22 protein-coding genes are annotated in these 24,624 nt (G+C 64.4%); 8 read left to right on the top strand and 14 right to left on the bottom strand.

The genetic code is table 11. The features are described from left to right. Positions 1–27: 27 nt before the first annotated feature. The gene (locus tag IVB40_RS31810) at positions 28–1,098 is read right to left on the bottom strand and encodes a phospholipase (RefSeq protein ID WP_247817331.1); all 1,071 of its coding nucleotides are present in this window, start codon (positions 1,096–1,098) and stop codon (positions 28–30) included. Positions 1,099–1,126: 28 nt separating this feature from the next. Beyond that, positions 1,127–2,098 carry a S1C family serine protease gene (locus IVB40_RS31805; protein WP_247285783.1) on the bottom strand — a complete coding sequence of 324 codons (972 nt, stop codon included), beginning with the start codon at positions 2,096–2,098 and terminating at the stop codon, positions 1,127–1,129. Between the two features lie 283 nt (positions 2,099–2,381). Between IVB40_RS31805 and IVB40_RS31800 the strand changes: the two genes are divergently transcribed. From IVB40_RS31800 to IVB40_RS31775, 6 genes are all read left to right on the top strand, one after another. Then, complete coding sequence (locus tag IVB40_RS31800; protein ID WP_247427559.1) at positions 2,382–3,800, top strand: M20 family metallopeptidase; 1,419 nt, start codon at positions 2,382–2,384, stop codon at positions 3,798–3,800. Positions 3,801–4,060: 260 nt separating this feature from the next. Next, entirely contained in the window at positions 4,061–5,851 is a 1,791-nt protein-coding gene (locus IVB40_RS31795; RefSeq protein WP_247357778.1) for a peptide ABC transporter substrate-binding protein, read from the top strand. A gap of 28 nt (positions 5,852–5,879) precedes the next feature. Continuing rightward, a complete protein-coding gene (locus IVB40_RS31790; RefSeq protein WP_007597394.1) occupies positions 5,880–6,839 on the top strand; it encodes an ABC transporter permease in 960 nt (319 codons plus the stop codon). Continuing rightward, positions 6,805–7,722: an ABC transporter permease gene (locus IVB40_RS31785; protein WP_247817330.1), complete on the top strand. Its 918-nt coding sequence runs from the start codon at positions 6,805–6,807 to the stop codon at positions 7,720–7,722. Before IVB40_RS31790 ends, IVB40_RS31785 begins: the two co-directional genes overlap by 35 nt. Next, entirely contained in the window at positions 7,722–8,717 is a 996-nt protein-coding gene (locus IVB40_RS31780) for an ABC transporter ATP-binding protein (protein WP_007615332.1), read from the top strand. The genes IVB40_RS31785 and IVB40_RS31780 overlap by 1 nt, the downstream gene beginning before the upstream one ends. Next, on the top strand, positions 8,714–9,682 hold the full coding sequence (locus IVB40_RS31775; RefSeq protein ID WP_027565638.1) for a dipeptide ABC transporter ATP-binding protein: 969 nt from the start codon (positions 8,714–8,716) through the stop codon (positions 9,680–9,682). Before IVB40_RS31780 ends, IVB40_RS31775 begins: the two co-directional genes overlap by 4 nt. A 24-nt stretch (positions 9,683–9,706) precedes the next feature. Here the strand turns inward: IVB40_RS31775 and IVB40_RS31770 are convergent, their stop codons facing one another. The 3 genes from IVB40_RS31770 to IVB40_RS31760 all read right to left on the bottom strand — a co-directional run bounded on the left by IVB40_RS31770 (position 9,707) and on the right by IVB40_RS31760 (position 12,716). Beyond that, positions 9,707–10,354 (bottom strand): HAD family phosphatase, encoded by a 648-nt coding sequence (locus IVB40_RS31770; RefSeq protein WP_247817329.1) that lies wholly within the window; start codon positions 10,352–10,354, stop codon positions 9,707–9,709. Between the two features lie 66 nt (positions 10,355–10,420). Further along, positions 10,421–12,325, bottom strand: a complete 1,905-nt coding sequence (locus IVB40_RS31765; protein ID WP_247817328.1) for a sensor domain-containing diguanylate cyclase — start codon at positions 12,323–12,325, stop codon at positions 10,421–10,423. A gap of 169 nt (positions 12,326–12,494) precedes the next feature. Beyond that, positions 12,495–12,716, bottom strand: a complete 222-nt coding sequence (locus IVB40_RS31760; RefSeq protein WP_018453224.1) for a dodecin — start codon at positions 12,714–12,716, stop codon at positions 12,495–12,497. Between the two features lie 296 nt (positions 12,717–13,012). Here IVB40_RS31760 and IVB40_RS31755 point away from each other — a divergent pair, with 296 nt between their 5' ends. Continuing rightward, positions 13,013–14,014, top strand: a complete 1,002-nt coding sequence (locus IVB40_RS31755; protein ID WP_247817327.1) for a glycoside hydrolase family 16 protein — start codon at positions 13,013–13,015, stop codon at positions 14,012–14,014. Positions 14,015–14,088: 74 nt separating this feature from the next. Here the strand turns inward: IVB40_RS31755 and IVB40_RS31750 are convergent, their stop codons facing one another. The 8 genes from IVB40_RS31750 to IVB40_RS31715 all read right to left on the bottom strand — a co-directional run bounded on the left by IVB40_RS31750 (position 14,089) and on the right by IVB40_RS31715 (position 22,850). Then, positions 14,089–14,646 (bottom strand): HNH endonuclease, encoded by a 558-nt coding sequence (locus IVB40_RS31750; protein ID WP_007597381.1) that lies wholly within the window; start codon positions 14,644–14,646, stop codon positions 14,089–14,091. A 214-nt stretch (positions 14,647–14,860) separates the two neighbouring features. Further along, positions 14,861–15,838, bottom strand: coding sequence for a peptidyl-alpha-hydroxyglycine alpha-amidating lyase family protein (locus IVB40_RS31745; RefSeq protein WP_247817326.1), 978 nt, complete (start codon positions 15,836–15,838; stop codon positions 14,861–14,863). Positions 15,839–15,973: 135 nt separating this feature from the next. Further along, positions 15,974–17,749: an NAD(P)-binding domain-containing protein gene (locus IVB40_RS31740; RefSeq protein ID WP_247817325.1), complete on the bottom strand. Its 1,776-nt coding sequence runs from the start codon at positions 17,747–17,749 to the stop codon at positions 15,974–15,976. 236 nt (positions 17,750–17,985) lie between these two features. Next, positions 17,986–18,615 (bottom strand): hypothetical protein, encoded by a 630-nt coding sequence (locus tag IVB40_RS31735; RefSeq protein ID WP_247817324.1) that lies wholly within the window; start codon positions 18,613–18,615, stop codon positions 17,986–17,988. 12 nt (positions 18,616–18,627) lie between these two features. Then, a complete protein-coding gene (locus IVB40_RS31730; RefSeq protein ID WP_027565631.1) occupies positions 18,628–18,948 on the bottom strand; it encodes a PepSY domain-containing protein in 321 nt (106 codons plus the stop codon). A 178-nt stretch (positions 18,949–19,126) separates the two neighbouring features. Further along, complete coding sequence (locus tag IVB40_RS31725) at positions 19,127–20,635, bottom strand: acyl-CoA synthetase (protein ID WP_247817323.1); 1,509 nt, start codon at positions 20,633–20,635, stop codon at positions 19,127–19,129. Positions 20,636–20,657: 22 nt separating this feature from the next. After that, on the bottom strand, positions 20,658–21,842 hold the full coding sequence (locus tag IVB40_RS31720; protein ID WP_247817322.1) for an ABC transporter substrate-binding protein: 1,185 nt from the start codon (positions 21,840–21,842) through the stop codon (positions 20,658–20,660). A gap of 33 nt (positions 21,843–21,875) precedes the next feature. Next, entirely contained in the window at positions 21,876–22,850 is a 975-nt protein-coding gene (locus IVB40_RS31715) for a nitronate monooxygenase family protein (protein ID WP_247285803.1), read from the bottom strand. Positions 22,851–23,026: 176 nt separating this feature from the next. Between IVB40_RS31715 and IVB40_RS31710 the strand changes: the two genes are divergently transcribed. Then, positions 23,027–23,914, top strand: a complete 888-nt coding sequence (locus tag IVB40_RS31710) for a LysR family transcriptional regulator (RefSeq protein ID WP_247817321.1) — start codon at positions 23,027–23,029, stop codon at positions 23,912–23,914. On the opposite strand, the gene IVB40_RS31705 is transcribed toward IVB40_RS31710, so the two are convergent. Then, positions 23,911–24,564, bottom strand: coding sequence for a DNA-3-methyladenine glycosylase 2 family protein (locus IVB40_RS31705; RefSeq protein ID WP_247817320.1), 654 nt, complete (start codon positions 24,562–24,564; stop codon positions 23,911–23,913). The genes IVB40_RS31710 and IVB40_RS31705 overlap by 4 nt on opposite strands. Positions 24,565–24,624: the final 60 nt, after the last annotated feature.

Genomic DNA, 24,624 nt, shown 5'->3' with positions numbered 1-24,624 from the left:
AGTGCGGCGCAGGTAAGGAGAGGTTGTTCATTCTCCATTCAGCCACTGCACCAGCTCCGCGTTGATCTCGCGTGGGTAGGTGTGGCTGAGGTCGTCGATCTCGCGATAGGTGACATTCGCGCCAGCGGCGGCGAGGGCTGCCTGCGTCTGCCGCGCGGTCTGCACCGGAAACATCCAGTCGAGCTTGCCGTGCGTGATGAAGATCGGCAGGCCCTGCAGGCGCGTGGCGTCGGCCATCTCCGCCATCAGCGGATGGAAGGTCGCCGAGACTGGCGCGAGATGCGTGAAGGGCGAGGCGCCGTCGAGCCCGGTGACGTAGCAGAAGGTGCCGCCGTCGCTCATGCCGGTCAGCAGCATGCGCGAGGCGTCGATGGTCCAGCGGCTGCGCACCGTTTCGAGAATGCGCGTGAGGTTGGGCGTGTCGGAATCGTCACCCATCAGGGCCCAGGTCGGGCCGGTCGCGGTCGGCGCCACCAGGATTGCACCGAGACTGCGGGCGTCGCGCAGCCAGCTCCACAGAAACCCGCGGCCGTTGCCGCTGCCGCCATGCAGCGCCACCACCAGCGGCATCGCGCGATCGGGCGTATAATATTCGGGCACGTAGACCGAAAAGCCGCCGCGGCTGCCGGGCTCGTTGTGATCGTGGATGATGCCGGTGTGCGCGTCCGCGCCGGCTTCGAGCCGCGACAACAGGTCGGCATTCTCGCGCATGGCGGCGTTGAGAAAGAAGCTGCTGACCGGCGGAAACTGCACGGCCAGCGGATAGAGTGCCTCCTGCGCGCGCGGCACATGGCGCAGCGCGCGGAACACCGCGACGAGGTCGCCATTGCCACGCTCAACCTCGCGCAGGCTGGCAAAGGCGGCGAGCGTTTCGTCGCAGGCACGATCGAGCCGCTCGCGCAGTCCGGTGAACTGCCCCGGCCATTCTCCGATTGCCGCGCGCGCCGTTTGCAGCGCCTCGTCGGGAGCGCCGATCGCGTTCATCACGGAGCCGAAGGCCGGCGGGTGCAGGTTTCGCTGAAAGAATGCGAGCGCTTCCAGCGCATTGAGTAGCGGCGGCAGCACGGCCACGATGTCGTCAACGACGGCCTCGCTCATCGTCGTTTCCCTGCGTCAGTTCGCCTTGTCAGTGCAGCTTCGGCGCCTTCAAGAGCTTGAAGCGATCGGTCGAGGTCACCGTGACGTCGAAGGTGACGCCTTCATGATGTACCGTCAGCGGCACGTCGACGCCGGCGGCGCCGAGGCCCCACAGCTTCTTGTAGAAGCCGGTCTGGCTCGTGACCTTCTCGCCGTCGACCGCGAGGATGACGTCGCCGGTCTTGAGCTCGGCGCGGGCGGCGGGACCATTGGCGGAGATTCCGATCACCACCACGCGGTTGTCGATCTCGGTCGAAAAGAGTCCGAGCCATGGCCGTGCCGGCTTGTTGACGCGACCGAACTTGCGCAGATCGTCGAGGATCGGCTTCAACAGGTCGATCGGCACGATCATGTTGACGTGCTCGGCCTTGCCGTCGCGCTCGCGTTCGAGCTGGAGCGAGCCGATGCCGATCAGCTCGCCGCGCTCGTTGAGGAGCGCCGTGCCGCCCCAGTTCGGGTGCGCGGGATGGGTGAAGATGGCCTCGTCCAGCAGATATTCCCAGTAGCCGGCGAATTCCTGCTTGGCCACGATCTGGCTCGCGACCGAACGCGTGCGTCCCCCGGCGCCGCCGACCACGACGCGGTCGCCGAGCCGGGTCTCGGCCGAGACACCGAGCGGCAAGGGGGCGACGTCGAGCTGGCCGAGCGCCTGCACCAGGCCAAAGCCGGTGACGGCGTCGAAGCCGAGCACATGTCCTTCCACCACGCGCCCGTCTCCGACATGCAGCCACACGGACTCTGCTTCGGTGATGAGATAACCGATGGTGAGCACCAGCCCATCGTCGATCACGACGCCGTTGCCGGCGCGTTCGGTCCCCAGTGTCTCGGCGCTGAAGGCGTCCGGCGGGATGATGGCATGCAGGCCGACGACAGAGGCGAGCGCGCGGTCGAGATCGAAACCGTAATCGCTCGCACGCGGTTGATTGGCCGGCGGCACTCTCCATTCGGTCAGGGCGGGCATCGAGTTCTCCTGGCTGAGAGCATCGCTCCGCCGTGGCTAGCGGAACGACACACGAAGCACGCATAATTTAGGCCGGAGGAGGCCGTCTTGAAAGCCTCGTTCCTAACTATTCCAGAGAACGCCGTGTGAAATCTTTGAAAGGCACAGGACCGGTTATGCACGGTCGGTCGGGCGGCTCTCCGGCATTGACCGCATGGCTGCTGTCCGGCGAGGTGCTAGGCGCCGTACAATGAAGCTGCTAACCATTGCCGCTTCGTTTGACCTAGGGATCACGGACCGAAGCATGGACAACCGCAGCGACATCTGGCGTGGCATCGACACGATCAAGGCACGTTTCATCGACCTCAGCGACAAGGTCTGGGGCATGCCCGAAGTCTGCTACACCGAGGCGCGGTCCGCCGCCGAGCATCTTGCCGAGTTGCGTCATCAGGGCTTTCGCATCACCGAGCAGGTCGCGGGCATTCCGACCGCGGTGATGGGCGAATGGGGCGAGGGCGGACCGGTCATTGCCTTCATGGGGGAATATGACGCGCTGCCGGGCCTCAGCCAGGAGGCGGGCGTCGCGGAGCATCGTCCGGTCGAGACCGGTGGCCACGGCCATGGCTGCGGTCACAATCTGCTCGGTTCCGCAGCTCTCCTCGCCGCGACGGCGGTGAAGGACTGGCTTGCCGAGAACAAGGTGCCGGGTCGCGTGCGCTATTACGGCTGCCCCGCGGAGGAGGGCGGCGCGGCAAAAGCCTTCATGGTGCGCTCCGGCGCATTTGAAGACGCCGACATCGCCATCACCTGGCATCCGCACAGCTTCTGGGAAGTCGCGGTGACGCCGTCACTCGCCAACACCCGCGCCGACTTCATCTTCACCGGCCGCACCTCGCATGCGGCGGCCTCGCCGCATCTCGGCCGCTCCGCGCTCGACGCCGTGGAGCTGATGAATGTCGGCGTGAACTATATGCGCGAGCACATGCCGAGCGACGCGCGCGTGCACTACGCGCTGCTCGACACCGGTGGCATCGCCCCGAACGTGGTGCAGGCGCATGCGCGCGTGCGTTATTCGATCCGCGCCCGTGATCTGCCCGGCATGAACGAGCTGGTCGGACGAGTGAGCAAGATCGCGGACGGCGCGGCGCTGATGACCGAGACCAAGGTCGAGATGAAGATCATCTCCGCGGTCTCCAACATCCTGCCGAACACGCCGCTGGAGCACGCGCTGCACCGGGTCATGGAAGAGCTCGGACCGCCGCATTTCGACGACGCAGACAAGGGCTTTGCCACGGAGATCCGCGCGACGCTGAGCGACAAGGACATCGAGTCGGTCTATTACGCGATCGGCATGGAGCCGACCGACCGGCCGCTGGCTGACTTCCTGGTGCCACTCGATGCCAAGCGCAATCCGCTGGTCGGTTCGACCGACGTCGGCGACGTGAGCTGGGTGGTGCCGACCGTGCAGGTTCACGCACCCACGGTTGCAATCGGTACGCCCTTCCACACTTGGCAGGTGGTCGCGCAGGGCAAGAGCGCGCATGCCCACAAGGCCATGGTGCAGGCCGCCAAGGCGATGGCCGGCATCGGCATCAAGGCGCTGACGGACCCGGAGCTGATCAAGGCTGCCAAGGCTGACCTTAAGAAGCGGACGGCCAAGACGCCTTACGTCTGTCCGCTGCCAGACCATGTCGCGCCGCCGCTCGACATGTCCGTGGCGTAGAATTTCGCCTCGATACTTCGTCTGATCCGGCGATCAAATTTTCTGCAGTGCAGCGCGGAATTCAGCGCGTTTTGATGCTGGATTGCCGAACGGATGGGCTGCGGAATATGATTTTGCCCAACAGACAGTCAGAAGACCGTTTGCATACACACGGTCCCGGTTGACGCGCGGCCCATTCGGTGTGCCATCTACCGCCAGCCAACTTTGTGGTCGCCCCGCGCGACCGCCTGCATCCATACGGGAACCAGACGGGGACAACCATGCTGGATAAAGAACTGCGTTCGATGATCGGTGACGTGAAGGACGGGCGGATGGATCGCCGCGGCTTCATTCAGCGCCTGGCTGCCGTGGGTCTCACCGCGCCTTTGGCCAACCAGATCCTCGCGCTTGGCGGCGTCGCGATGGCTGAGGGCGCCTCGACCTACAAGCCGACCAAGCGCGGCGGCGGTGGTGCGCTCAAGCTGCTGTGGTGGCAGGGGCCCACCCTGCTCAATCCGCATTTTGCCACCGGCACCAAGGACCAGGACGGCGCGCGCCTGTTCTACGAGCCGCTCGCCTGTTGGGATCCCGACGGCAACATGAAGCTGGTTCTGGCCGCCGAAACTCCCTCGATCCAGAACGGTGGCCTCGCCGCCGACGGCAAGTCGGTGACCTGGAAGCTCAAGCCCGGCGTCAAATGGCACGACGGCACGCCGTTCACGGCCGACGACGTCGTCTTCAACTGGGAATATGCCAAGGATCCGGCGACCTCCGCGCTGACGATCGCGACGCTCCGCGACATCACCGTCGAGAAGGTGGACGACCTCACGGTCCGCATCCTCTTCAACAAGCCCACGCCGTTCTGGGCCGACGCTTTTGTCGGGGCTCCCAATACCATCATCCCGAAACATCTGTTCAAGGACTATATGGGGTCCAAGTCGCGGGAGGCGCCGACCAACCTCTCGCCGGTCGGCACCGGCCCCTACAAGTTCGTCGAGTTCAAGCCGGGCGATCTTGTCCGCGGCGTGATCAATCCCGATTATCACATGGCGAACCGGCCCTATTTCGATTCGATCGAGATGAAGGGCGGCGGCGACGCCGTCTCTGCCGCGCGCGCGGTGATCCAGACCGGCGAATATGATTTCGGCTGGAACATTCAGGTCGAGGACGATGTGCTGCTGCGCCTGGAGAAGGGCGGCAAGGGCAAGACCGTCTACGCTGTCGGCGGCGACACCGAATTCATCGCACTGAACTTCACCGATCCCAACACCGAGGTCGATGGCGAACGCTCCTCGATAAAGACCAAGCACCCGCTGTTTTCCGATCCGGCGGTGCGCAAGGCGCTCTCGCTGCTGATTGATCGCGAGTCGGTGAAGAAGGCGATCTACGGCCGCGCCGGCCGCACCACCGCCAACTTCCTCAACGGGCCCGAAAAATTCGTGTCCAAGAACACCTCGTGGGAGTTCAGCGTCGAGAAGGCCTCGAAGATCCTCGACGACGCCGGCTGGAAGCCGGGCGCCGACGGCATCCGCGAGAAGGACGGCAAGAAGCTGAAGCTCCTCTACCAGACCGCGATCAACGGGCCGCGCCAGAAGACGCAGGCGATCGTCAAGCAGGCGTGCCAGAAGGCGGGCATCGACGTCGAGCTGAAATCGGTCGTCGCCTCCGTGTTCTTCTCCTCCGACGTCGGCAATCCCGACACCTATTCCAAGTTCTACGCCGACATGGAGATGTTCCAGATCCCGCTGAGCCAGCCCGATCCGTCGCAGCATATGCGTCGCTACCTTTCGAACCTCGTCGCCACCAAGGAGAACAAGTGGCAGGGCACCAACTTCCCGCGCTGGGTCAACAAGGAGTACGACGCGACCATCCTGGCCGCGGACGGCGAGATGGATCCGGTCAAGCGCGCGGCGCTCTACATCAAGGCCAATGATCTGATGTACCAGGACATCGTTTTCATCCCGGTACAGCACCGCCTGAAGGTCGAGGCGGCCGCCAACAATCTGCGCCCGGTCGTTTCCGGCTGGGCCAACGAGACCGACAATTTGTTCGACTGGTACCGCGAAGAATGATCACGCACGCCTAGAGCGGTCCTTCTTCATGAGCCAGTATGTCCTGCGTCGCCTCCTGATCGCGATTCCGAGCCTGCTCGGAATCTCGCTGGTGCTGTTTGTCGTGCTCGCACTCGCCCCGGGCGATCCTTTCTCGGAGCTGGCGACCAATCCGAACGTGCCGCCCGAAGTCGCTCTCGCGCTTCGGGCGAAGTTCGGCCTCGACGATCCGATCTACCTTCGTTACCTGCATTGGCTCAACGCCATGCTGCACGGCGACTGGGGTTTCTCCTTCGTCAGCCGGATGAACGTCGACACGCTCATTCTCCAGCGACTGCCCACGACGCTCTACGTGATCGGCTCGGCGCAGATTCTGGCGCTCCTGATCGCGATCCCGGTCGGGGTCTATGCCGCGACGAAACCTTATTCGCTGTTCGACCAGGTCGCCAACACGCTCGCCTTTGTCGGCTTCTCGCTGCCGACCTTCTTCACCGGCATCCTGTTCATCCTGATCTTCTCGGTCACGCTGGACTGGCTGCCTTTCGTCTACACGACCGACATCAAGGGCACTGGGATTCACTGGGTGCTGGAGATGATCCGTCAGGCGATCATGCCGGTGGCGGTGCTCGGCCTGTTCCAGGCTGCGTCGATGACACGTTTCGTGCGCTCGGCGATGCTCGACGTCATCCGGCTCGACTATGTCACCACCGCGCGCGCCAAGGGCATCGGTCAGCGGCGGGTGATCATCAAGCATGTGATGCGTAACGCGATGATCCCGGTCGTCACGCTGATTGCGTTGCAAATCCCGGCGGTGTTCGGCGGCGCGATCGTCACCGAGCAGATTTTCCGCATCCCCGGCATCGGCTCGCTGCTGATCTCCTCCATCCTTTCCAACGACACGCCGGTGGTGATGGCCGTCACCTTCGTCTTTGCGTGCCTGGTCGTGCTGTTCAATCTCATCGCGGACGTTCTTTATGGCTGGCTTGACCCTCGCATCTCCCTCCGCTGAGCGGCGCGTCTACTCGCCCTGGCGCGACACGTGGCGGCGCTATAGCCGGCACAAGCTTGCCGTGGTCAGCGCGTTCCTGCTCCTCGTTCTGATCCTGGCGGTGGTGGTCGGCCCCTTCGTCTGGCGGGTCAAGATCGACGACATCGACATCGTGGCGGGCATGCAGGGGCCGTCGCTGGCCCATCCCTTTGGCACCGACGATCTCGGGCAGGATATCCTCGCCCGCATGATCTATGGCGGGCGCATCTCGCTCGCGGTCGGTCTCGCCGCGATGCTGGTCTCGGTCTTTGTCGGCGTGTTGATCGGCGCGCTCGCTGGCATGTCGCGCGGCGCGCTCGGTCATGGGCTGATGTGGCTCACCGATCTCTTTCTGTCGCTGCCGCAATTGCCCCTGCTGCTGCTGCTGATCTATCTCTTCCGCGACGGGCTGAAGGCCGCTTTCGGCCCCGAGGGCGGCATTTTCATCCTGATCGTGCTCGTGATCGGTGGCTTGCGCTGGATGCCCGTCGCCCGGCTCGTTCGGGCGCAGTTCCTGTCGATCCGCGAGAAGGAATTCGTCGAAGCCGCGCGCGCGCTCGGGGCAAGCCCGGTGCGGCAGGTAGTGCGCCATATCCTGCCTAATGCGCTGGGTCCGGTGATCATCGCCGGCACCATCGACGTGGCCGCCGCCATCATCGCGGAATCGACGCTGTCCTTCCTCGGTCTCGGCTTCCCTCCGGATACCCCGACCTGGGGCCGGCTGCTCTATGATGCCAAGGACTTTCTCGACATCGGCCCGCACTGGGCGCTGTTTCCGGGCGGCGCGATCTTCATCGCGGTGGTCGCCATCAACTTCATCGGCGACGGCCTGCGTGACGCGCTCGATGCGCGGCGGGTGATCTGATGGCGCCGCTGCTCGAGATCAAGGGACTGAAAACCCACTTCTCCACCGACGACGGCATCCTCCAGGCCGTCGACGGTGTCGACATCTCCATCAATCGCGGCGAGACGCTCTGCGTCGTCGGCGAATCCGGCTGCGGCAAGACCGTCACCGCGATGTCGATCCTCAAGCTGATCGCGATGCCGCCGGGCCGCATCGCGGCGGGCGAGATCATCTTCGAAGGCCGCGATCTCGTGCCGCTGACGAGCAGTCAGCTCGACGAGATCCGCGCCAAGGAGATCGGCTTCATCTTCCAGGAGCCGATGACCTCGCTCAATCCGGTGCTGACCATCGGCGAGCAGATCGCCGAAAGCCTGCGCCGCCATGAGAACGTCACCAGGAAACAGGCGCTCGAGCGCACCATCGAGATGCTCAAGCTGGTGCAGATTCCCAATGCCGAAGGCCGGGTGCACAACTATCCGCATCAGTTCTCCGGCGGCATGCGCCAGCGCGTGATGATCGCGATGGCGCTCGCCTGCAAGCCGAAGCTGATCATCGCCGACGAGCCCACCACGGCCCTCGACGTCACCATTCAGGCGCAGATCCTCGACCTGCTCCAGGACATGAAGGAACGTTTCGGCATGGCGGTGATGCTGATCACCCATGCCATGGGCGTCGTCGCCGAGACCGCGCAGCGCGTCGTCGTGATGTATGCCGGCAAGGTGGTGGAGGAGGCGTCTGTCGACGAGCTCTTCGGCAATCCCGGCCATCCCTATACCCAGGGACTGATCCGCTCGATCCCGCGCATCGATCTCGCCAGCGAGCACAAGGTGCGGCTGGAGGCGATCGGCGGCTCGGTGCCGATCCTGATCAATCCGCCGGTCGGCTGCCGCTTCGCGCCGCGCTGCCGCCACGCCATGAGCGTCTGCACCGAGAGGGAGCCGTTGCTGCGCGAGATCGCGCCCGGCCACCGCATGGCCTGTCATCTGGGAGATACGCAGTTGGGAGGCGCAGCATGACCGAGCCCTTGCTCCGCGTCAGCGGCCTGAAGAAATATTTTCCCGTGCATGGCGGCCTGTTGTCGCGTCAGGTCGGCAGCGTTTATGCGGTCGACGGGGTCTCGTTCTCGGTCAATCGCGGCGAGACGCTCGGCCTCGTCGGCGAATCCGGCTGCGGGAAGTCGACGACGGGACGCTGCGTGCTGCGCCTGATCGAGCCGACCGACGGCGAGGTCGTGTTCGACGGCCAGGATGTCGGCCAGCTCGGCGGCACCGATTTGCGCGCGATGCGGCGGAACATGCAGCTCGTGTTCCAGGATCCGTTCGCCTCCCTCAATCCGCGCATGACGGTCGGCGCCATCCTCGGCGAGGCGCTCGTCATCCACAAGCTCGGCTCATCGGCCAAGGAGCGCGAGGATCGCGTTGCGAGCCTGCTGGTGAAGGTCGGTCTCAAGGCCGAGCACATGCGCCGCTATCCGCATGAGTTTTCCGGCGGCCAGCGCCAGCGCATCGTGATCGCGCGCGCGCTCGCGGTCGAGCCGAAACTGATCGTCTGCGACGAACCGGTGTCCGCGCTCGACGTCTCGATCCAGGCGCAGGTCATCAACTTGCTGGAAGATCTCCAGGCCGAGCTGAACCTCACCTATCTCTTCGTCGCGCACGATTTGTCGGTGGTCGAGCACATCTCCGACCGGGTCGCGGTGATGTATCTTGGCCGTATCGTCGAGCTCGCCAAGGCCAGCGACCTCTATCGCAATCCGCAGCATCCATACACGAGGGCGCTGTTATCAGCGGTGCCGGTGCCCGATCCCAAGCTCAAGCGCGAGCGCATCCGCCTCAAGGGCGACGTTCCGAGCCCGATGAAGCCACCGTCGGGCTGCCATTTCCACACCCGCTGTCCTATCGCCCAGCCGCGTTGCGCGGAAAGCGCACCGGAGCTGAAGGAGGGAGCGGGCGGGCACTTTGTGGCGTGCCATCTCGCATGACGCCGGGAAAAGCGAAGCGCGCATTCATGCGTAAAGCAGGCCGTACTCCGAAAGGGCTCGGCTGAAAGCCTCAACCGAGGTGTGGTGATGCACGAACAGGCCCGCCTCTCGCGCGCCGGCGACATTGACCATGAGATCGTCGACGAACAGGACGCTCTCCGGTGTGACGTCGAGCTCCGACAGACAGAGGCGGTAGCAGCGCGGGTCCGGCTTCGCCGTCTTGAACCGGGCCGAGGCGTAGATTCGCTTGCCGAACAGCGGCGGCAATTCCGGCAGCAGCGCAGCGATATGGTCGGCGACCAGCGTGGTGTTGTTGGTCAGGACGGCAATGTCGACGGTTTGACGCAAGCTGCCGGCAATCTCCAGCATCGCACGATCGGCCTGCATTGAACGGCGTCGCGCCTCGATCCACTCGTCCAGTGACAGCGGATAGCCGATGCGCTCGCCGAAACACCGCAAATAGTCCGCGGCGTCGAGAGTGCCGGAATCGCCGAGCAGCTCGAAGCCGCTGTCCCAGATCGCCTTGTGGACGGATTCGTTCGTGGTCCCCGCAAGCTTCGCCAGCCATGCGACACGCTTTGCCCTGTCGTAGTCGCAGAGGACATTGTCCATGTCGAAGAGGACGAGTTTGATTCTACCAGTCACAGCGGCACTCTCGGATTGGTCGAACATCCGGCCGTGATCCAAGTCATAACGCGCTGGGGCGCAGGCGACAAATCCGGCGCAACGGTCGATCCGTCACGCGCTCTTGGCGGGCCAGGGAACGACCTGTCCCGACATCACCAGCCGGTCACGGCCGTTGTCCTTGGCGGCGTAGAGCGCGCGGTCGGCGGCGGCGACCAGCGTGCTGCAGTCCGCCGTGGTTTGGGATGGCAGACTCGTCGCGCCGCCGACGCTTGCGGTCACCAGGCGCGAGGGGGGACTTTGCGCATGCAGCATGGCGAGATCGTGCAGCGCCTTGCGAATCCCATCGCCGACCTCGGCGCAGCCCTCGGGACCGGTGTTCGGCAACAGCACGGCGAATTCTTCGCCACCGTAGCGCGCCGCGAGGTCGGCCGGGCGCTTGGTGAGCGCTGACAGAATCCGGCCCAGCGCGCGCAGGCATCCGTCGCCCGCCAGATGGCCGTAATGGTCGTTGAACTTCTTGAAATAATCGACATCGATCAGCAGGAGCGAGAGCTGCGTGCCGTCGCGCCTGGCGCGCGCCCATTCGTCCGCGAGACGCTCGTCGAATGTGCGCCGGTTGGCGAGGCCGGTAAGGCCGTCGGTCGTTGCGAGTGAGGCGAGCTTGTCCTGAAGATCCTTCTGCTCCGTCATGTCGCGCACCACCGCGACGACGCCGTCGATCTCGCCGCTGTCCGACGCCAGGGTCACGTGCAACGCCGCCTCCGCCCAGATCTCGCCCTTGTCGCGGTGACGCTGGCGATAGACGAACCGCGCCTCCTCGGCCTCGCCATTCCTCAGCGCGGCGATAGCCTGCTCGACCCGCTCCATGTCGTCGGCGTGAATGCCGGCCAGGGCCGAAGTGGACAGCAGTTCGTCGGACGACCAGCCCGTGATGCGTACGCACGAGGGGGAAACGTAGAGCAGCCGGTTGTCCAGCCCGATCCGGGTCACCATGTCGCTGGATTGCTCGGCTAACAGGCGGAAGTTTGCTTCGTTGACGACGAGGGCCTGGGCCATGCGCTGCCGCTGTACGAGCTGACGGACCAGGTAGAAGCCGATCACCGCGATCAGCAGCACGAGGCCGAGGACGAAGGTGGTGCGCGCTGCCGCGGCTTGCCGCCAGGGTGCCAGCACGTCGTCCCGCGACTTGCTCGCCAGCACCATCAGGGGATAGCGGCTGCTGCGTTGGTAATAGCTAAGCCGCTGGACGCCATCGAGCGGCGACTTGAAATAGTAGACTGCTGCGGCGGGACGACTTTCCCATCCCTTGAACAAGGGCGCGTTGGACAGGTCGCGTCCGACAAAGGCGCCGCTGTCGTCGCGGCTGCGCGCCAGCATGATGCCGCTATCGTTGAGCAGCGACGTCGAGCCGTTCGGACCGATGTCAAACCGCTCGTAGAACTTGACGAAATAGCTGACGTCGATCGTGAGCAGGGCAACGCCGGCGAAGCCGCCGTCGACATCGTTGATCCGGCGGGACGCGGTGACGACCCATTGGCCGCCGGCTCGACTCTTCACGGGCGCTCCGATCAACGTGCCCATCTCGGGCGAGTCGCGATGACGCTGGAAGTATCCGCGGTCGCTGTTGTTGAGCTTGGAGAAGTCGAGCCGCTCGGTCGTGGCAAGCCACTGCCCGGTCGCGTCATAAACGAAGATGCCGCGGATGCGGTCCGACGATTTCCGTGTCGGCAGATAGGCCTGAAGCTTGGTAATCGTGTCCAGACCCGTGCCGTCGATTTCGAGCCGATGGACCAGCCCGACGAGGATCGTATCAACGAGTTCGAAGGTGTCGTCCGCGTGCTGGATCAGCGAATGCGCCAGATTGGCGACGTCGATCTCGGCGTTCTTGAGATCTGCATCGCGTGTTTCCCATTCACGCCAGGCGCTCAAGCCGAGGATGGCGAAGCAGGTCAGGATGACGAAACCCGCTGCCCAGAGCGGAAGGCGAGTCTTTCCGAGTTCGCGACCCGTGGTCATCAGGCTTGCTCCATTTCGGCGCAAACCTCTCACTTTGGCCTTAACGGCCTGTTGCAACATCCGCGCGGATTGTGCGCTTCCGGTTGGAACAATCCTCGGCAATGGACGGAGCTATTGTCGAGCTAACCAGGCTGGCGTCGGGCGTCGGCTTCGCCCGGCGTTTTCTGCCTTACTCATCCAGCGTGAAGCCGACCCGCAGCGTCACCTGGTAGTGGCGCACGGCACCATTCTCGATATGGCCGCGCGTTTGCACAACCTCGAACCATTTCATCTCGCGAACGGTCTTTGCGGCCCGGCTGACCGCGTTCTTGATCGCATCCTCGATCGAGGTCTCGGACGATCCGACCAGTTCCAGGATCTTGTAGACGTGATCCGTCTCGCTTGTGGCCATCACTATTCTCCCCTTGTGCTGTGGCGGGGCCGGATATGTCTGTCGCGGACAACTGGCGTCCGCGCGACATCCGGCCTCGACTCTGAACGGATGCCGGCGCTTCGAGTTCCGTCCCCGAGGGAGACCCGCCGGTCGCCTGCCGCGCGCGGTGCTCCATTTTTATAAGTGCACGAAAATCCGGATGGCGTGGGCGGGTGGCGCCCCCGAATTGGCGCGCGGTCGCGGGCCCGCTCTTGCGCGTCCCGATATGGGCGAGCTAACTTCCGCCCTTCCTCTGGCATCTTCGAAGAGCGGTGATGATCGCGCGTTGGACGAGGGGCGCTCTGGCTGCGATCGGTCTCTGCGTAGTGCCTGCGCCGGCCATCGCGCAGGACGATCTCAATGCTGCCCCGGTGAGCATGTCGCTGCAGGTCACGACCGATCCCTCCACCATCGAGTGCCGCCGGCTGGAGGAGGTCAATCCGGCCTCGCTGGTCTTCTTGCCGCTACGCCGGACCTTCAACGAGGATTTTGACGAGCATCCGCTGGCGAACGGACGCTGGGTGCCGCATTACGCCGGCGGTGCGGCCTGGCCGGAGGCGCGCTACTGGGGTGGCGACGGCTCCGACTTCAAGCGCAAGACCAGCGCCAATGGCGAGCAACAGATCTATGTCGATCCGCGCTACGCCGGGCGTGCGGCGGCGCCGCTCGGGCTCGATCCCTTCAAGGTCAAGGACGGCGTGCTGTCGATCGTCGCCAGCCACACGCCGCTGGAATTGAAACCGGTGCTGTTCGACAACGAGTACATCTCCGGGATACTGACGACCCAGGGCACGTTCGCGCAGAAGCACGGGTATTTCGAGATCCGCGCCAAGGTGCCGGTCGGGCACGCGGTGTGGCCGGCGTTCTGGATGCTGGCGGATGACGGCGGCTGGCCGCCGGAGGTCGACGTGCTGGAAGGCCGCGGCGAAAAGCCGGGTGATCTCGTGATGACGACGCATTGGCGGATTCCCTCGACCCAGAAGATCCAGTCCTGCGGCTTCGACTTCGCGGTGGGCGACGCGTCGAGCGCATTCCACACTTACGGCGTGCTGTGGGAGGAGGATCGCCTGGTCTATTTCATCGACCGCAGGCCGGTGTCCGACATCAAGGTGCCGATCGGTTTCGACGATCCCATGTACATGATCGTCAATCTCGCGATCGGATCGAAATTCTTCCTCGGCGTCGGTCCGGTCGACGCGGAGTCGCCGCCTACCGTCGCATTCGAGATCGACCGGATTTCCGTCTATCAGATCGATCTGGAGCAGGCGCGCAGATAGCGAAGTTCGCTGATCTCTCCCGGTGTTGAGCGCCGCGAGTCAACGATGGACCGCTGAGGGCCTGCACGCCGACGCTACGGATCCAGCTCCGTATCCCAGTAGAGATAGTCCAGCCAGCTGTCGTGCAGATAGTTCGGTGGGAACAGCCGGCCGTTGCGGTGGAGCTGGTGCACGGTCGGCGCGAACGCGTGCTGGCGTGGAAACATCTTGGCCTGCACCGGCGTCAGATTGCCCTTGCGCAGATTGCAGGGCGAGCACGCCGCAACCACATTCTCCCAGGTGGTCTGGCCGCCTTTGCTGCGCGGGATGATGTGGTCGAAGGTGAGGTCTTCGGGCGAGCCGCAATATTGGCAGGCGAAACGATCGCGCAGGAAGACGTTGAATCGGGTGAAGGCAGGGTGGGTGGTCGGCTTGACGAAGGATTTGAGCGAGACCACGCTCGGTAGCTGCATTTGCAGCGTGGGGCTATGGACCGCCTGATCGTAATGCGCGACGATGTTGACGCGGTCGAGGAATACCGCCTTGATCGCGTCCTGCCACGACCACAAAGACAGTGGGTAGTAACTCAGCGGCCGGAAGTCCGCATTCAGCACCAACACCGGCCAATGGCCTTGCGAGACATGTGCGTTCAAGTAACGCTCCTGGCCTCCAATGTACGCTGCGAAGCAGCACGTAACTGACATACTACATGCAGCGTGACGGGATTGTGAAGCCCGTTGAGCGACTTATTCCGGCGCAAGCATTGCGGCCGGGGGGTGGCAAAACGCGAAAAACGCCGTGATTTCCAGGGCCGAGGCCGCGGAGGCAGCGTCGTCCTGACAGCGCGATGTGGATGTGCCGAGGCAGCTACTCCCGCACCCGCTCCAGCTTCTGCAAACATCGCGTCGCGCGCACCGCGGCCGGCATCTCCTCATCCGGAAAGCTGGTCTTCCAGTCGGTGACGCCGACCTCGCCGACATAGATGTCGCCCCTGGAATCCAGTGCAATGCCGTGCGGTGCCAGGAATTTTCCGCTCGCAACGCCCGGGCCTGCCTCGCCGCCGAGCCGCGCGATGCGGTTGCCCTTGGCGTCCACGATCGACAACCGCGGGCCGAGATTGGGTACCTTGCGGTTGACCGCCAGGCCAGGGCCGAGTTCCCCGATAACGAAGGTCGGGCTCTTAGCCCCACCGCAACAGCATAGCGCACAAGGGCGGTGCAGATTGTTCCACTGCGTCTCGTACTTGCCGTTGCCGTCGAACACCTGAACGCGATGGTTCTCGCGGTCGGCGACATAGACAAAGCCGTCGGCATCGGTGGCGATGTTGTGCACGATGTTGAACTGGCCGGGGTCGGTGCCGGGCTCGCCCCAGCTGGTCATCAGCTTGCCGCCGGGCGTGAACTTGTGCACGCGCGCATTGCCATAGCCGTCGGAGACGTAGATTTCGCCCTTCGGCGACAGCGCGGTGTGGGTACAGCGGTGAAAGGGATCGCCGCTCATGAACGGCGACGGTTTCTCGGGAATGCCGATCGTCAGCAGCACCTTGCCGTCTGTGCTGCACTTGCGCACGGTGTGGTCGCCGTCATCGGTGCAATAGAGATTGTCGTCGGCATCGATGTGCAGGCCATGGGCGCGCGAGAACAGGCCTTCGCCCCAACTGCGCAAGAAATTGCCCTCGCGGTCCAGCACCACCATCGGATGGGCCCCGCGGTTGAAGACGTAGACGCGGTCCTTGCTGTCGACGGCGACCGAAGCGACGTCGGTGAGCTGCCATCCGTCCGGCAGCTTTGTGAAATTTTCAACGACGCGGTAGCGGTGCTCGCCGGTGCCGAGAATGGCTGGCATGGGTGTTCTCCTCTTATTGGTGTCGGCGATGCGCGATCGTTTCCACACTGTCATTGCGAGCGCAGCGAAGCAATCCAGACTGTGTCCGCGGAAAGACACTGGATTGCTTCGCTGCGCTCGCAATGACGAGGAGGCTCAAATCGCGCCCGCCTCACGCCCCAAAATCCCTTCCTCGATCGCCTTGATCTGGAGCGCTAGATATTTCGAGTTGATCCGGCATTGCGCGAGGCTGCCGGCGATGAACCAGAGGCCGGGCTGCCTGGTGCGTGCATACATGTTGCGCAGCTCGAGGCCGTCGCCAAAGCCCCAGATAGGGCCGACCCGGTCGACGACGCCGTCGCCGAACAGTTTCCGCACCAGATATTCCTGCGTCTTGTAACCGGTCGAGAGCACGATCAGATCGGCGGCAATAGTCGCGCCGTCCTTCATCCGGGCGCCCTCGGTGACGAAGCCCTCCATCTCGGAAAACTGCCTGAGCTTGATCGCGCCCTCGACGATGAGGTTGGAGCAGCCGACGTTGAAATAATAGCCGCCCCCACGGGTGAGATATTTGAACTGCCAGCCGGTGCCGGCCTCGCCGAAATCGAGCTTGAAGCCGACGCGCCGCAAGCCGTCGAGCAGCTCCTTGTCGAGCTGCTTCGACTGCTCCGTCAGCATCACATGGGTCTTCTTCGCAATCGGTGCCGGCATCGAGGTCGCGATCAGATCGTTGTCCTCGAGCGTGCCCTCATTGTAGGTCGCATAAGCGAGTTGGGCCGACGGCTCGATATTGGTGACGAGCGTAGGTGAACGCTGCACCAGCGTCACTTCGGCGCCGCTGGAGTGAAGATCCTGCGCGATGTCGTGACCGCTGTTGCCGGTGCCGATGACGATGGCGCGCTTGCCGGTCCAGTGTTCGCCGTCCTCGTAGCGGCTCGAATGCAGCAGCGTGCCCTTGAAGTTGTCGAGTGTCGGGATGAAAGGCACATTGGCGATGCCGCTGACACCGGTTGCCATCACCACATGGCGCGGGTGCATGGTCCGTTTGCCACCGTCAGCACGTCGCAACGTGACGGTCCAATTGCCCTTGGCATCGTCATAGGCGCCCCCTTCGAATTCGGTGTCGGTCCAGAAGTTGAGCTCCATCGCCTCGACATAAGCTTCGAACCAGTTGGCGAGCTTGTCCTTGGGAATATAGGTCGGCCAGCTCGGAGGAAACGGCATGTAGGGCAAATGATTGACCTGCACCTGGTTGTGCAGGGTCAGCGCGTGGTAGCGCTTGCGCCAATTGTCCCCGATCCGTGCCTCGCGATCGACGATCAGGCTGTCGATCTTCAACTGCTTCAGCCGCGCCGCAATCGCGAGTCCGGCCTGGCCGCCGCCGACCACCAGCACGGTAGGATCGCGAGCGGCGTAGTCGCGCGAGGCGTTGCGCAGGTCGAGCCAGTTCGGTCCACGGAAGTCGCGCGAATAGGCCTGGCCGCGCGGCCGCGAGGTGCCGAGCTGTTCCTCGAAGCCTTTGAGCTCGTCGAGCGCGGTGAGGAGCGTCCACGCTTTCAGGCGGTCGCCGTCGGCGGCGTCGGGTACGAGCCGGACGATGCCGCTACCACGGCCGATTGCGGTCTCGAAATTGAAGATGGCTTCGATAGTGTTGGTCCCGGCACGCGTGACCCAGCGCGGTGGCGCTCGGTTGGGCGCGATCTTGAAGCTGCCCGGCGCGACCTTTGCCGCCAGCGTTGTCAGCTCCCGCTTGATGGAGTCGCCGCCGGCGATTGTTTGCAGGTTCCAGCTGAGTGCCAGCGCGTCGCGCCAATAGCTGTCGGCGAGGAAAAGACGATCCAGCCCAGCGCCATCGGGTGCGCCAAGCGTGCGCTCAAATTCGTCGAGCCAGGCTTGTGCGGATGCGGCAATATCCATCGTCCTGTCCAGCATGCGCGACCTCGTGCCGTCTTCGCGGCGTTTCCTCTAGGGTCGAAGGCTATACTGGAAGGAGGGGTATCGAAAGCGCTTTACCCGAGCAGCGAAAGCATGTGGCCCTGCTCAGGCGGAATACGCCGGTGAGCGCTGCGAGATGCCCGCCGCACGCTCGCGGAACGAGAGAGGTGTATGACGAAAAAGGCTCCACCTGAGTGGAGCCTCCTCGTGCTGTCGTTTTGGTTCGCGGATCCTTATCTGCCCCGCATCCCATTGCCGTACAACTCGCGCTCACGGCCGACATCGTCAGGCGACAGCGGCGGGCTTGCGGCATCGAAGCCGTTCCAGCCGGATTTTTGCCAGGCGGTGCTCCGTTCCTGCAGGTTCACGGCCTTTTCGTGCAGAAGAGCATCGAGCCGTGAGCGGTCCTGGTCGGGGACCCGCGCCGATACCAGCGTTCCGCCACGACGGACGCCCTCCGCGTAGCGCGACGCATCGTCCTTGGAGACGCCGGCTTCGGTCAGCGCGCCGACGATGCCGCCCGTCGCGGCGCCGGCCGCGGCACCAACTGCGGTCGAAGCCAGCCATCCGGCGGCAACCACCGGTCCGAGTCCCGGAATGGCCAGCAAGCCGAGTCCTGCAAGCAGGCCCGCCGCGCTTCCGAGGCCCGCGCCGATGCCGGCACCCGTGCCGGCGCCTTCGGCGCGATCGTCGACGCCGTCGCGATCGCGGTCGACCTTGCCGGTGGATGAGCCGTACCAATTATCGGAATTGTTCGCGACGATGCTGATGTCGGAGTGCTGCACGCCCGCGGCCTCCAGGCGGCTGACCGCACGTTCCGCATCCGGATAGGTGTCATAGAGTCGAGAAATGGTGGTGGTCATGTTTTATCCTCCTTACTTGGCGGGGTTCACGTTGCCCTGGAAGTCGACGCTCACGTCCGCCTTGGTCCCGGCCTTGTCGGCCTTGCCGCGCCAGACGCCGTTGTCGTCCTTTTGCAGGCCGGAAACATTGGAATAGCCCGCGCCCTCGATCTTCGACTTCGCTTGGCCCTCGGTGAAGCTGTTGCGGCCTGCGACCGGTGCGTTGGAGTTGTTGTGATCAGAGCTGTTGACCGCATTGTTGCCCGGGCCGCTTTGTGCCTTTTGCGACTGCGCGCTTACGGGTACCGATCCGAGCAGCAGGAGAGCCGCAGCGAGCGAAATTAGACGTGACATAGTTTATCCTCCGGCAGTGATTGTGCCGGTCGATAACAGACGAGATTCGAATTGGTTGCTCTTCCATTTTGCGACGGAAGCGCGCGTCTTCAAATTGCTCGATATTGAAGAGGCCCAGGAACGATTGCCACTCGTTCCCGTTAATACGGTCTCGCACTCTCGGACGCGTCGCCTGTTTTCACGTCGCCCAATAGGGCTCCCGCAGCTTGCGCTTGAAAATCTTTCCCGTTGCCTCGCGCGGCAGCGCGTCGCGGAATTCGACGTCCTTCGGCACCTTGAAATTGGCAAGCCGCTCGCGCAGGAACGATCGGACAGCGTCGGCCGAGAGCCCGGCATCCGATTCAGGCTCGACAAAGGCGCACAGCTGTTCGCCGAATTCCGCGTCGGGTATGCCGAACACGGCACAGTCGCGCACGCCGGGCATTCCGATCAGCGCGTTCTCGATCTCGGCGGGATAGATGTTGACGCCGCCGGAGATCACCATGTCGCGCTTGCGGTCGCACAGGAACAGATAGCCGTCCTCGTCGAGGTAACCGACGTCGCCGACGCTGACGAGGCCGTCGCGGCCGGCCTCGGCCCTTGCCTGCGTCCTGCCGTGATAGTCGAAATCGGGCACTGCCGTCTGGCGCATGTAGATTTCGCCGACTTCGTTGGCACCGCACGGGCTGCCGTCATCGCGGAAGATCCTGACGATGCCGCCTTCGATGGCGCGGCCGACCGTGCCGGGCTTTTTCAAGGCTTCCTCGGCCGAGTGCCAGACCGGGATCCCGGTCTCCGTGGAACCGAAATATTCGTTGATGACGGGTCCCCACCAGTTGATCATGGCGCGCTTGACGTCTGGCGGGCAGGGCGCGGCGCCGTGCACGACGAAACGCAGCGACGACAGGTCGTAACGCTGCCTGACCGCTTCGGGCAACCGCAGCAGCCGGACGAACATGGTCGGTACCATGTGAATGTGCGTGACGCGGTGGCGCTCGATCAGCGCCAGCAGCTCCTCGGCATCGAACCGCGCCTGGAGGATGATGGTGCAAGCGCTGCGGAACGCCAGCATGCCGTAGGAATGCGGCGCCGAGTGATACATCGGCCCGTTGATCAGCACGATTTGGTCTTCCCGCGGCTTGATGCCATAGGCGATCCCGCCCACGCGTTCCGAGGCGGCCGCCTGTTCGGGCTGCATCGGCATGCGCCGTACACCCTTCGGCATGCCCGTAGTCCCCGACGTGTAGATCATCGCTGCCGCCCGGCGCGGTGGCTCCTGCGCTTGCGGATGGTCGTCGCGCCAGCGGTCCCAATCGGTCAGTCCCACAGGGATCTCGGTCAGCTCCCGAGGGATCGAGAAGGTCGCCGCGAGTTCGGGCGGCGTCGCGACGACCAGGAGAAGGACATCCGCCGGTATGCCGTCGCGGATCTGCGGCAGCAAATCGGCATGACAGACGAGGATCTTCGCCCCGCTGTCGGCCAGGATGTAACGGACCTCCTCGGCTTTCAGATGCCAGTTGATCGGCACCACCGGACTGCCCAGCGCGGCGGAAGCGGCAACCACCTCGAACAGGGCGAAATCGTTGCGCAGCATCATCGCGACCGGCGCTGCCTCCGCAAGCCCCAGGGCACGGAAGCCGCTCATCGCCCGCTTGATCCGGGCCCGGATGTCGTCATAGCTGATCTGGCGTTCGCCGCTGATGATCATGGCGTCTCCTCATTCCGCTCGTCTAGCGATCATCCAGCACGTCGCCGAAGCCGACCCAGCTCTTGCCGTTGAAACGCCGGAGCTGAAGCTGCTGGAACGGCAGATAGTCGTCGGGGCCGGTCGCAACAGCCATTCCCGGCAGCAGCAGCGGCAGCTTCACATCCTTCAGCGAGGCCGCCTGGCGCATGATGTTGTCGCGGCTGACATCGTCCTTGCACGCCTTCAGCACGGTCATCAGCAGCGTGGCATAGTGATAGCCCGCGGCGTAGTTGGAGTTGGAGAGGTCCGCGGTCGGCATGTAGCGCTTCATGAAGGCGAAGTATTCTTTCACCCCGGGATCGTCGGCCCATTGCGGGTCCATCGTGTCCTTTTGGTTGCTGGACGAGATCAGGCCGACCGCGTTGTCGAGCCCTGCCGGTTCCAGGAAAGAGATCGACAACGCCGAGGTCGGCACGAAGAACAGCTCCGGCTTCCAGCCGATCTCGGCCACGCCCTTGACCATCTGCGAGGTGAACTTGCCGAGCACGACGCCGAACAGCACGTTGGCGCCGGAGACCTTCAAGGTCGAGAGCTGCGAGCTGATCGTCGGCGCGCTGGTCTCGTAGCTTGCTTCCGCGACGATCATGCCGGCCGCCTTGGTCCCGAGCGCGCGCTTGAACCCCGCGACATAGTCGCGGCCGAAATCGTCGTTCTGCGAGAGGATCGCGATCCTGGCGTCGGGCTTGGCCTGCAAAATGTATTTGGCATAGACCACGCCCTCGGATTCGTAGGCCGCCATGCCCGGCATGGTCCACGGGTTCTTCTGCGGATCGGCCCATTTGGTGGCGCCGGAGAGCACGAACAGCTGCGGCACTTTCTTGGCGTTGAGATAGCGCTGCACGGCGCTGTTGGTGGCGGTGCCGAGCGAACCGAACATCATCAGCACCTCCTCTTGCTCCACCAGCTTGCGGGTCTGCTCAACGGTCTTTGGTGGCGAATAGGCGTCGTCCAGCGTGATGAACTTGACCTTGCGGCCGTTGATGCCGCCTTCGGCATTGACCTTCTCGAAGAACGCTTCCTGCGTTCGTCCGATCGCGCCGAAGCCAGAGGCCGGACCGCTGTAGGGCAGGGTCTGCCCGATGCGAATCTCGTCGCTGCCTTCGGCATGGGCACTGCCGCCGGCGAGCGTCAGCAACGACATGCCGATCAGTGCGGCTGCCAGCTTCATGGTGTCCTCCCGTTTTATTGTCGTTCCGAGTCGTCAGGCGCTGGCGCGCATCAGGAAATCCTGTCGGGCCTGGTCGAATTCCCGTTTCATCCGGTCGACGAGCTCGGCGACCGGCGGCGCGTCTGCGATCTGGCCGATACCCTGGCCCGAGCCCCAGATGTCGCGCCACGCCTTGGATTTCATGTTCCCGCCGGAGCCGAAGTTCATCTTCGTCTTGTCGGCCGCCGGCAGATTGTCCGGATCGAGCCCGGCCGCGGCGATCGAAGGGCCGAGATAGTTGCCGTGCACGCCGGTGAAGAGGTTGGTGTAGACGATGTCGTGCGCGGCGTGCTGTGTCAGGGCGGATTTGTAGGCTTCGTCAGCGTTGGCTTCCTTCGTCGCGATGAAGCGCGTGCCCATATAGGCGAGGTCGGCGCCCAGCGTCAGCGCGGAGGCGATTGCGAAGCCGTCGCTGATGGCGCCCGACAGCAGGATCGCGCCGTCGAACCATTGCTTGACCTCACGTACCAGCGCGAAAGGCGAGAGCGTTCCTGCATGTCCTCCAGCGCCGGCGCAGACCAGGATCAGCCCGTCGACGCCTTGCTCGGCCGCCTTGCGCGCGTGCTTGACGTTGATGACGTCGTGGAACACGAGGCCGCCGTAGGAATGCGCGGCCTCGACGAGCTCGGCGGGCGGTCGCAGCGAGGTGATGATGATGGGCGCCCTGTGCTTCACACAGGTCTCCATGTCCTTCATCAGCCGGTCGTTGGAGGCGTGGCAGATCTGGTTGACGGCGTAGGGTGCGACCTTCTTGCCGGGATTGAGCGATTTGTATTCGCCGAGTTCGTCCTCGATGCGGCTCAGCCACTCGTCGAGCTTTTCCACCGGACGGGCATTGAGCGCCGGAAACGAGCCGACGATGCCGGCCTTGCACTGGGCGATCACCAGCTCAGGGCCCGAGACGAGGAAGAGCGGCGAGCCGACCACGGGCAGCTCGAGCGAATCCTTCAAGAGAGCGGGCAGCGCCATGATGTCCTCCCGGAAACGCAGTCCGCTGGCAGGCGGATGACGAGGCGTTTCCCTGTTGATCGTCGTGGGCGAGTTGCCGCCCATGTTTCATTTCACGCCATTATAGGGGTTGGAGTGCGGCCTCCCATCGTTCAATATTGAACGGATGGCTATTCAGATTTGAACAGAGGCCGCTCATGGATTGGGACCTTTGCAAGACCTTCGTCGCGGTCGCTGATACCGGCAGCTTCACCGGCGCGGCACGCCGGCTGCACAGCAGCCATCCCACCGTCAGCCGCAAGATCGCGGCGCTGGAAGCCCAGCTCGGTACCAGGCTGGTGGCGCGCGCCGCCGACGGCCTGGCGCTGACGGCGGAGGGACGGACGCTGCGCGAGCACGCCGAGGTGATGGCGGCGGCCGCGCTGCGGGCAGAGACGGCAGTCTCGGCCGGAGGGCACAAGGCGCGTGGTACCGTCAAGCTGTCGATCGGCGCGACGCTGGCATCGCATTGGCTGATGCCGCGCCTGCCTGCTTTCCTGCGCGCGCATGATCACATCCAGTTCGAGATCATCACCCATCCGTTTCCGGCCAGCGTACGCCGGCGCGAGGCGGACGTGGTGCTGCGGCCTTTCGACAGCGGCGAGGAAAATCTGGTCGGCCGCAAGGTCGGCCGTCTCGGCACCGGATTCTACGCCTCGCGCGAGTACGCCGGCGGGCGGTCCCTGCCGGAACGGCGCGGCGAGTGGAAGGGGCACAGCGTCATCGGTTTCGCCGATCAGGCCTCCAATGCCCAGCTTGCGCGCTGGAGCGACGTCGTCACGCGTCAGGCTAGGGTGGTGATGCGCTGCTCGTCCCAGGGCGACATGCTGGCGGCGGTCCGCGCCGGACTCGGAATCTCCGCCCTGTCGTGCTTCGTCGCCGAAAGCTATCCCGATCTCGTGCGTGTCGCGCCGCAGAAGCTCGCCAGCGTGGCGGACCTGTGGCTGCTCGCCCATCCCGACCTCGTCGAGCTGCCGGCGGTGCGGGCCGTGGTCGATTTCGTCGCCGAATGCGCCCGGTCCGATCGCGGTAGGTTGCGGGGCTAAGCTGATCCCGCGATCACGCCTTCCCGCTTCTTCACTGCGCGATAATAGCTCCACCACAGATGCGCCGCCGCACCGCGCAGGGGACGCCAGGGTTCGGCGAGCGGCGCCATCTGCTTCTCCGTCGGCCGCGCCTGCAAGCCGAGCCCGATGCGGATGCCTTCCTGCACGGCGAGGTCGCCGGCGGGCCAAGCGTCGCCATGGCCGAGGCAGAACAGCAGATAGACGTCCGCCGTCCACGGTCCGATGCCGGGCAGTGCGATCAGCGAGTGATGCGCGGCATCGGCGTCTTCTTCGGCGAGCACGTCGAGGTTCAGCCGTTGTGCGGTGATCTCGCGCGCGAGATGTTTCAGCGTCTTGATCTTGGCGGCGGACAGGCCGAGCCGCCCCAGCCGGTCGGTGCGGGCGCGGCGGACCGCCTCGTGATCGAACGGATCGAACGCGGCGGACAGCCGTCCCCAGATCGCCGCGGCGCTCGCGGTCGAGAGCTGCTGTCCGCAGACGATGTGGGCAAGCCCCGCAAAGCCAGGCTCGCGCCGGCGCAATGCCGGCATGCCGGCAGTCGCCAGCACGGGCTTCAGGCGCGGGTCGTGCTTGACCAGCGCATAGACGGCCTCTTCGAGATCGGATTGGGTTTCGAGGTGGATGGTCATCGCTTGCTGAACTCGTTGTGCGCGGACTTGACCCGCGCATCCATCTCCTATCGTAACAGA

Source organism: Bradyrhizobium sp. 40 (assembly GCF_023100925.1).
GTDB lineage: Bacteria > Pseudomonadota > Alphaproteobacteria > Rhizobiales > Xanthobacteraceae > Bradyrhizobium.
Note: the sequence above shows the minus strand (reverse complement) of the source record. Positions and strands in the feature narration are given on the sequence as shown.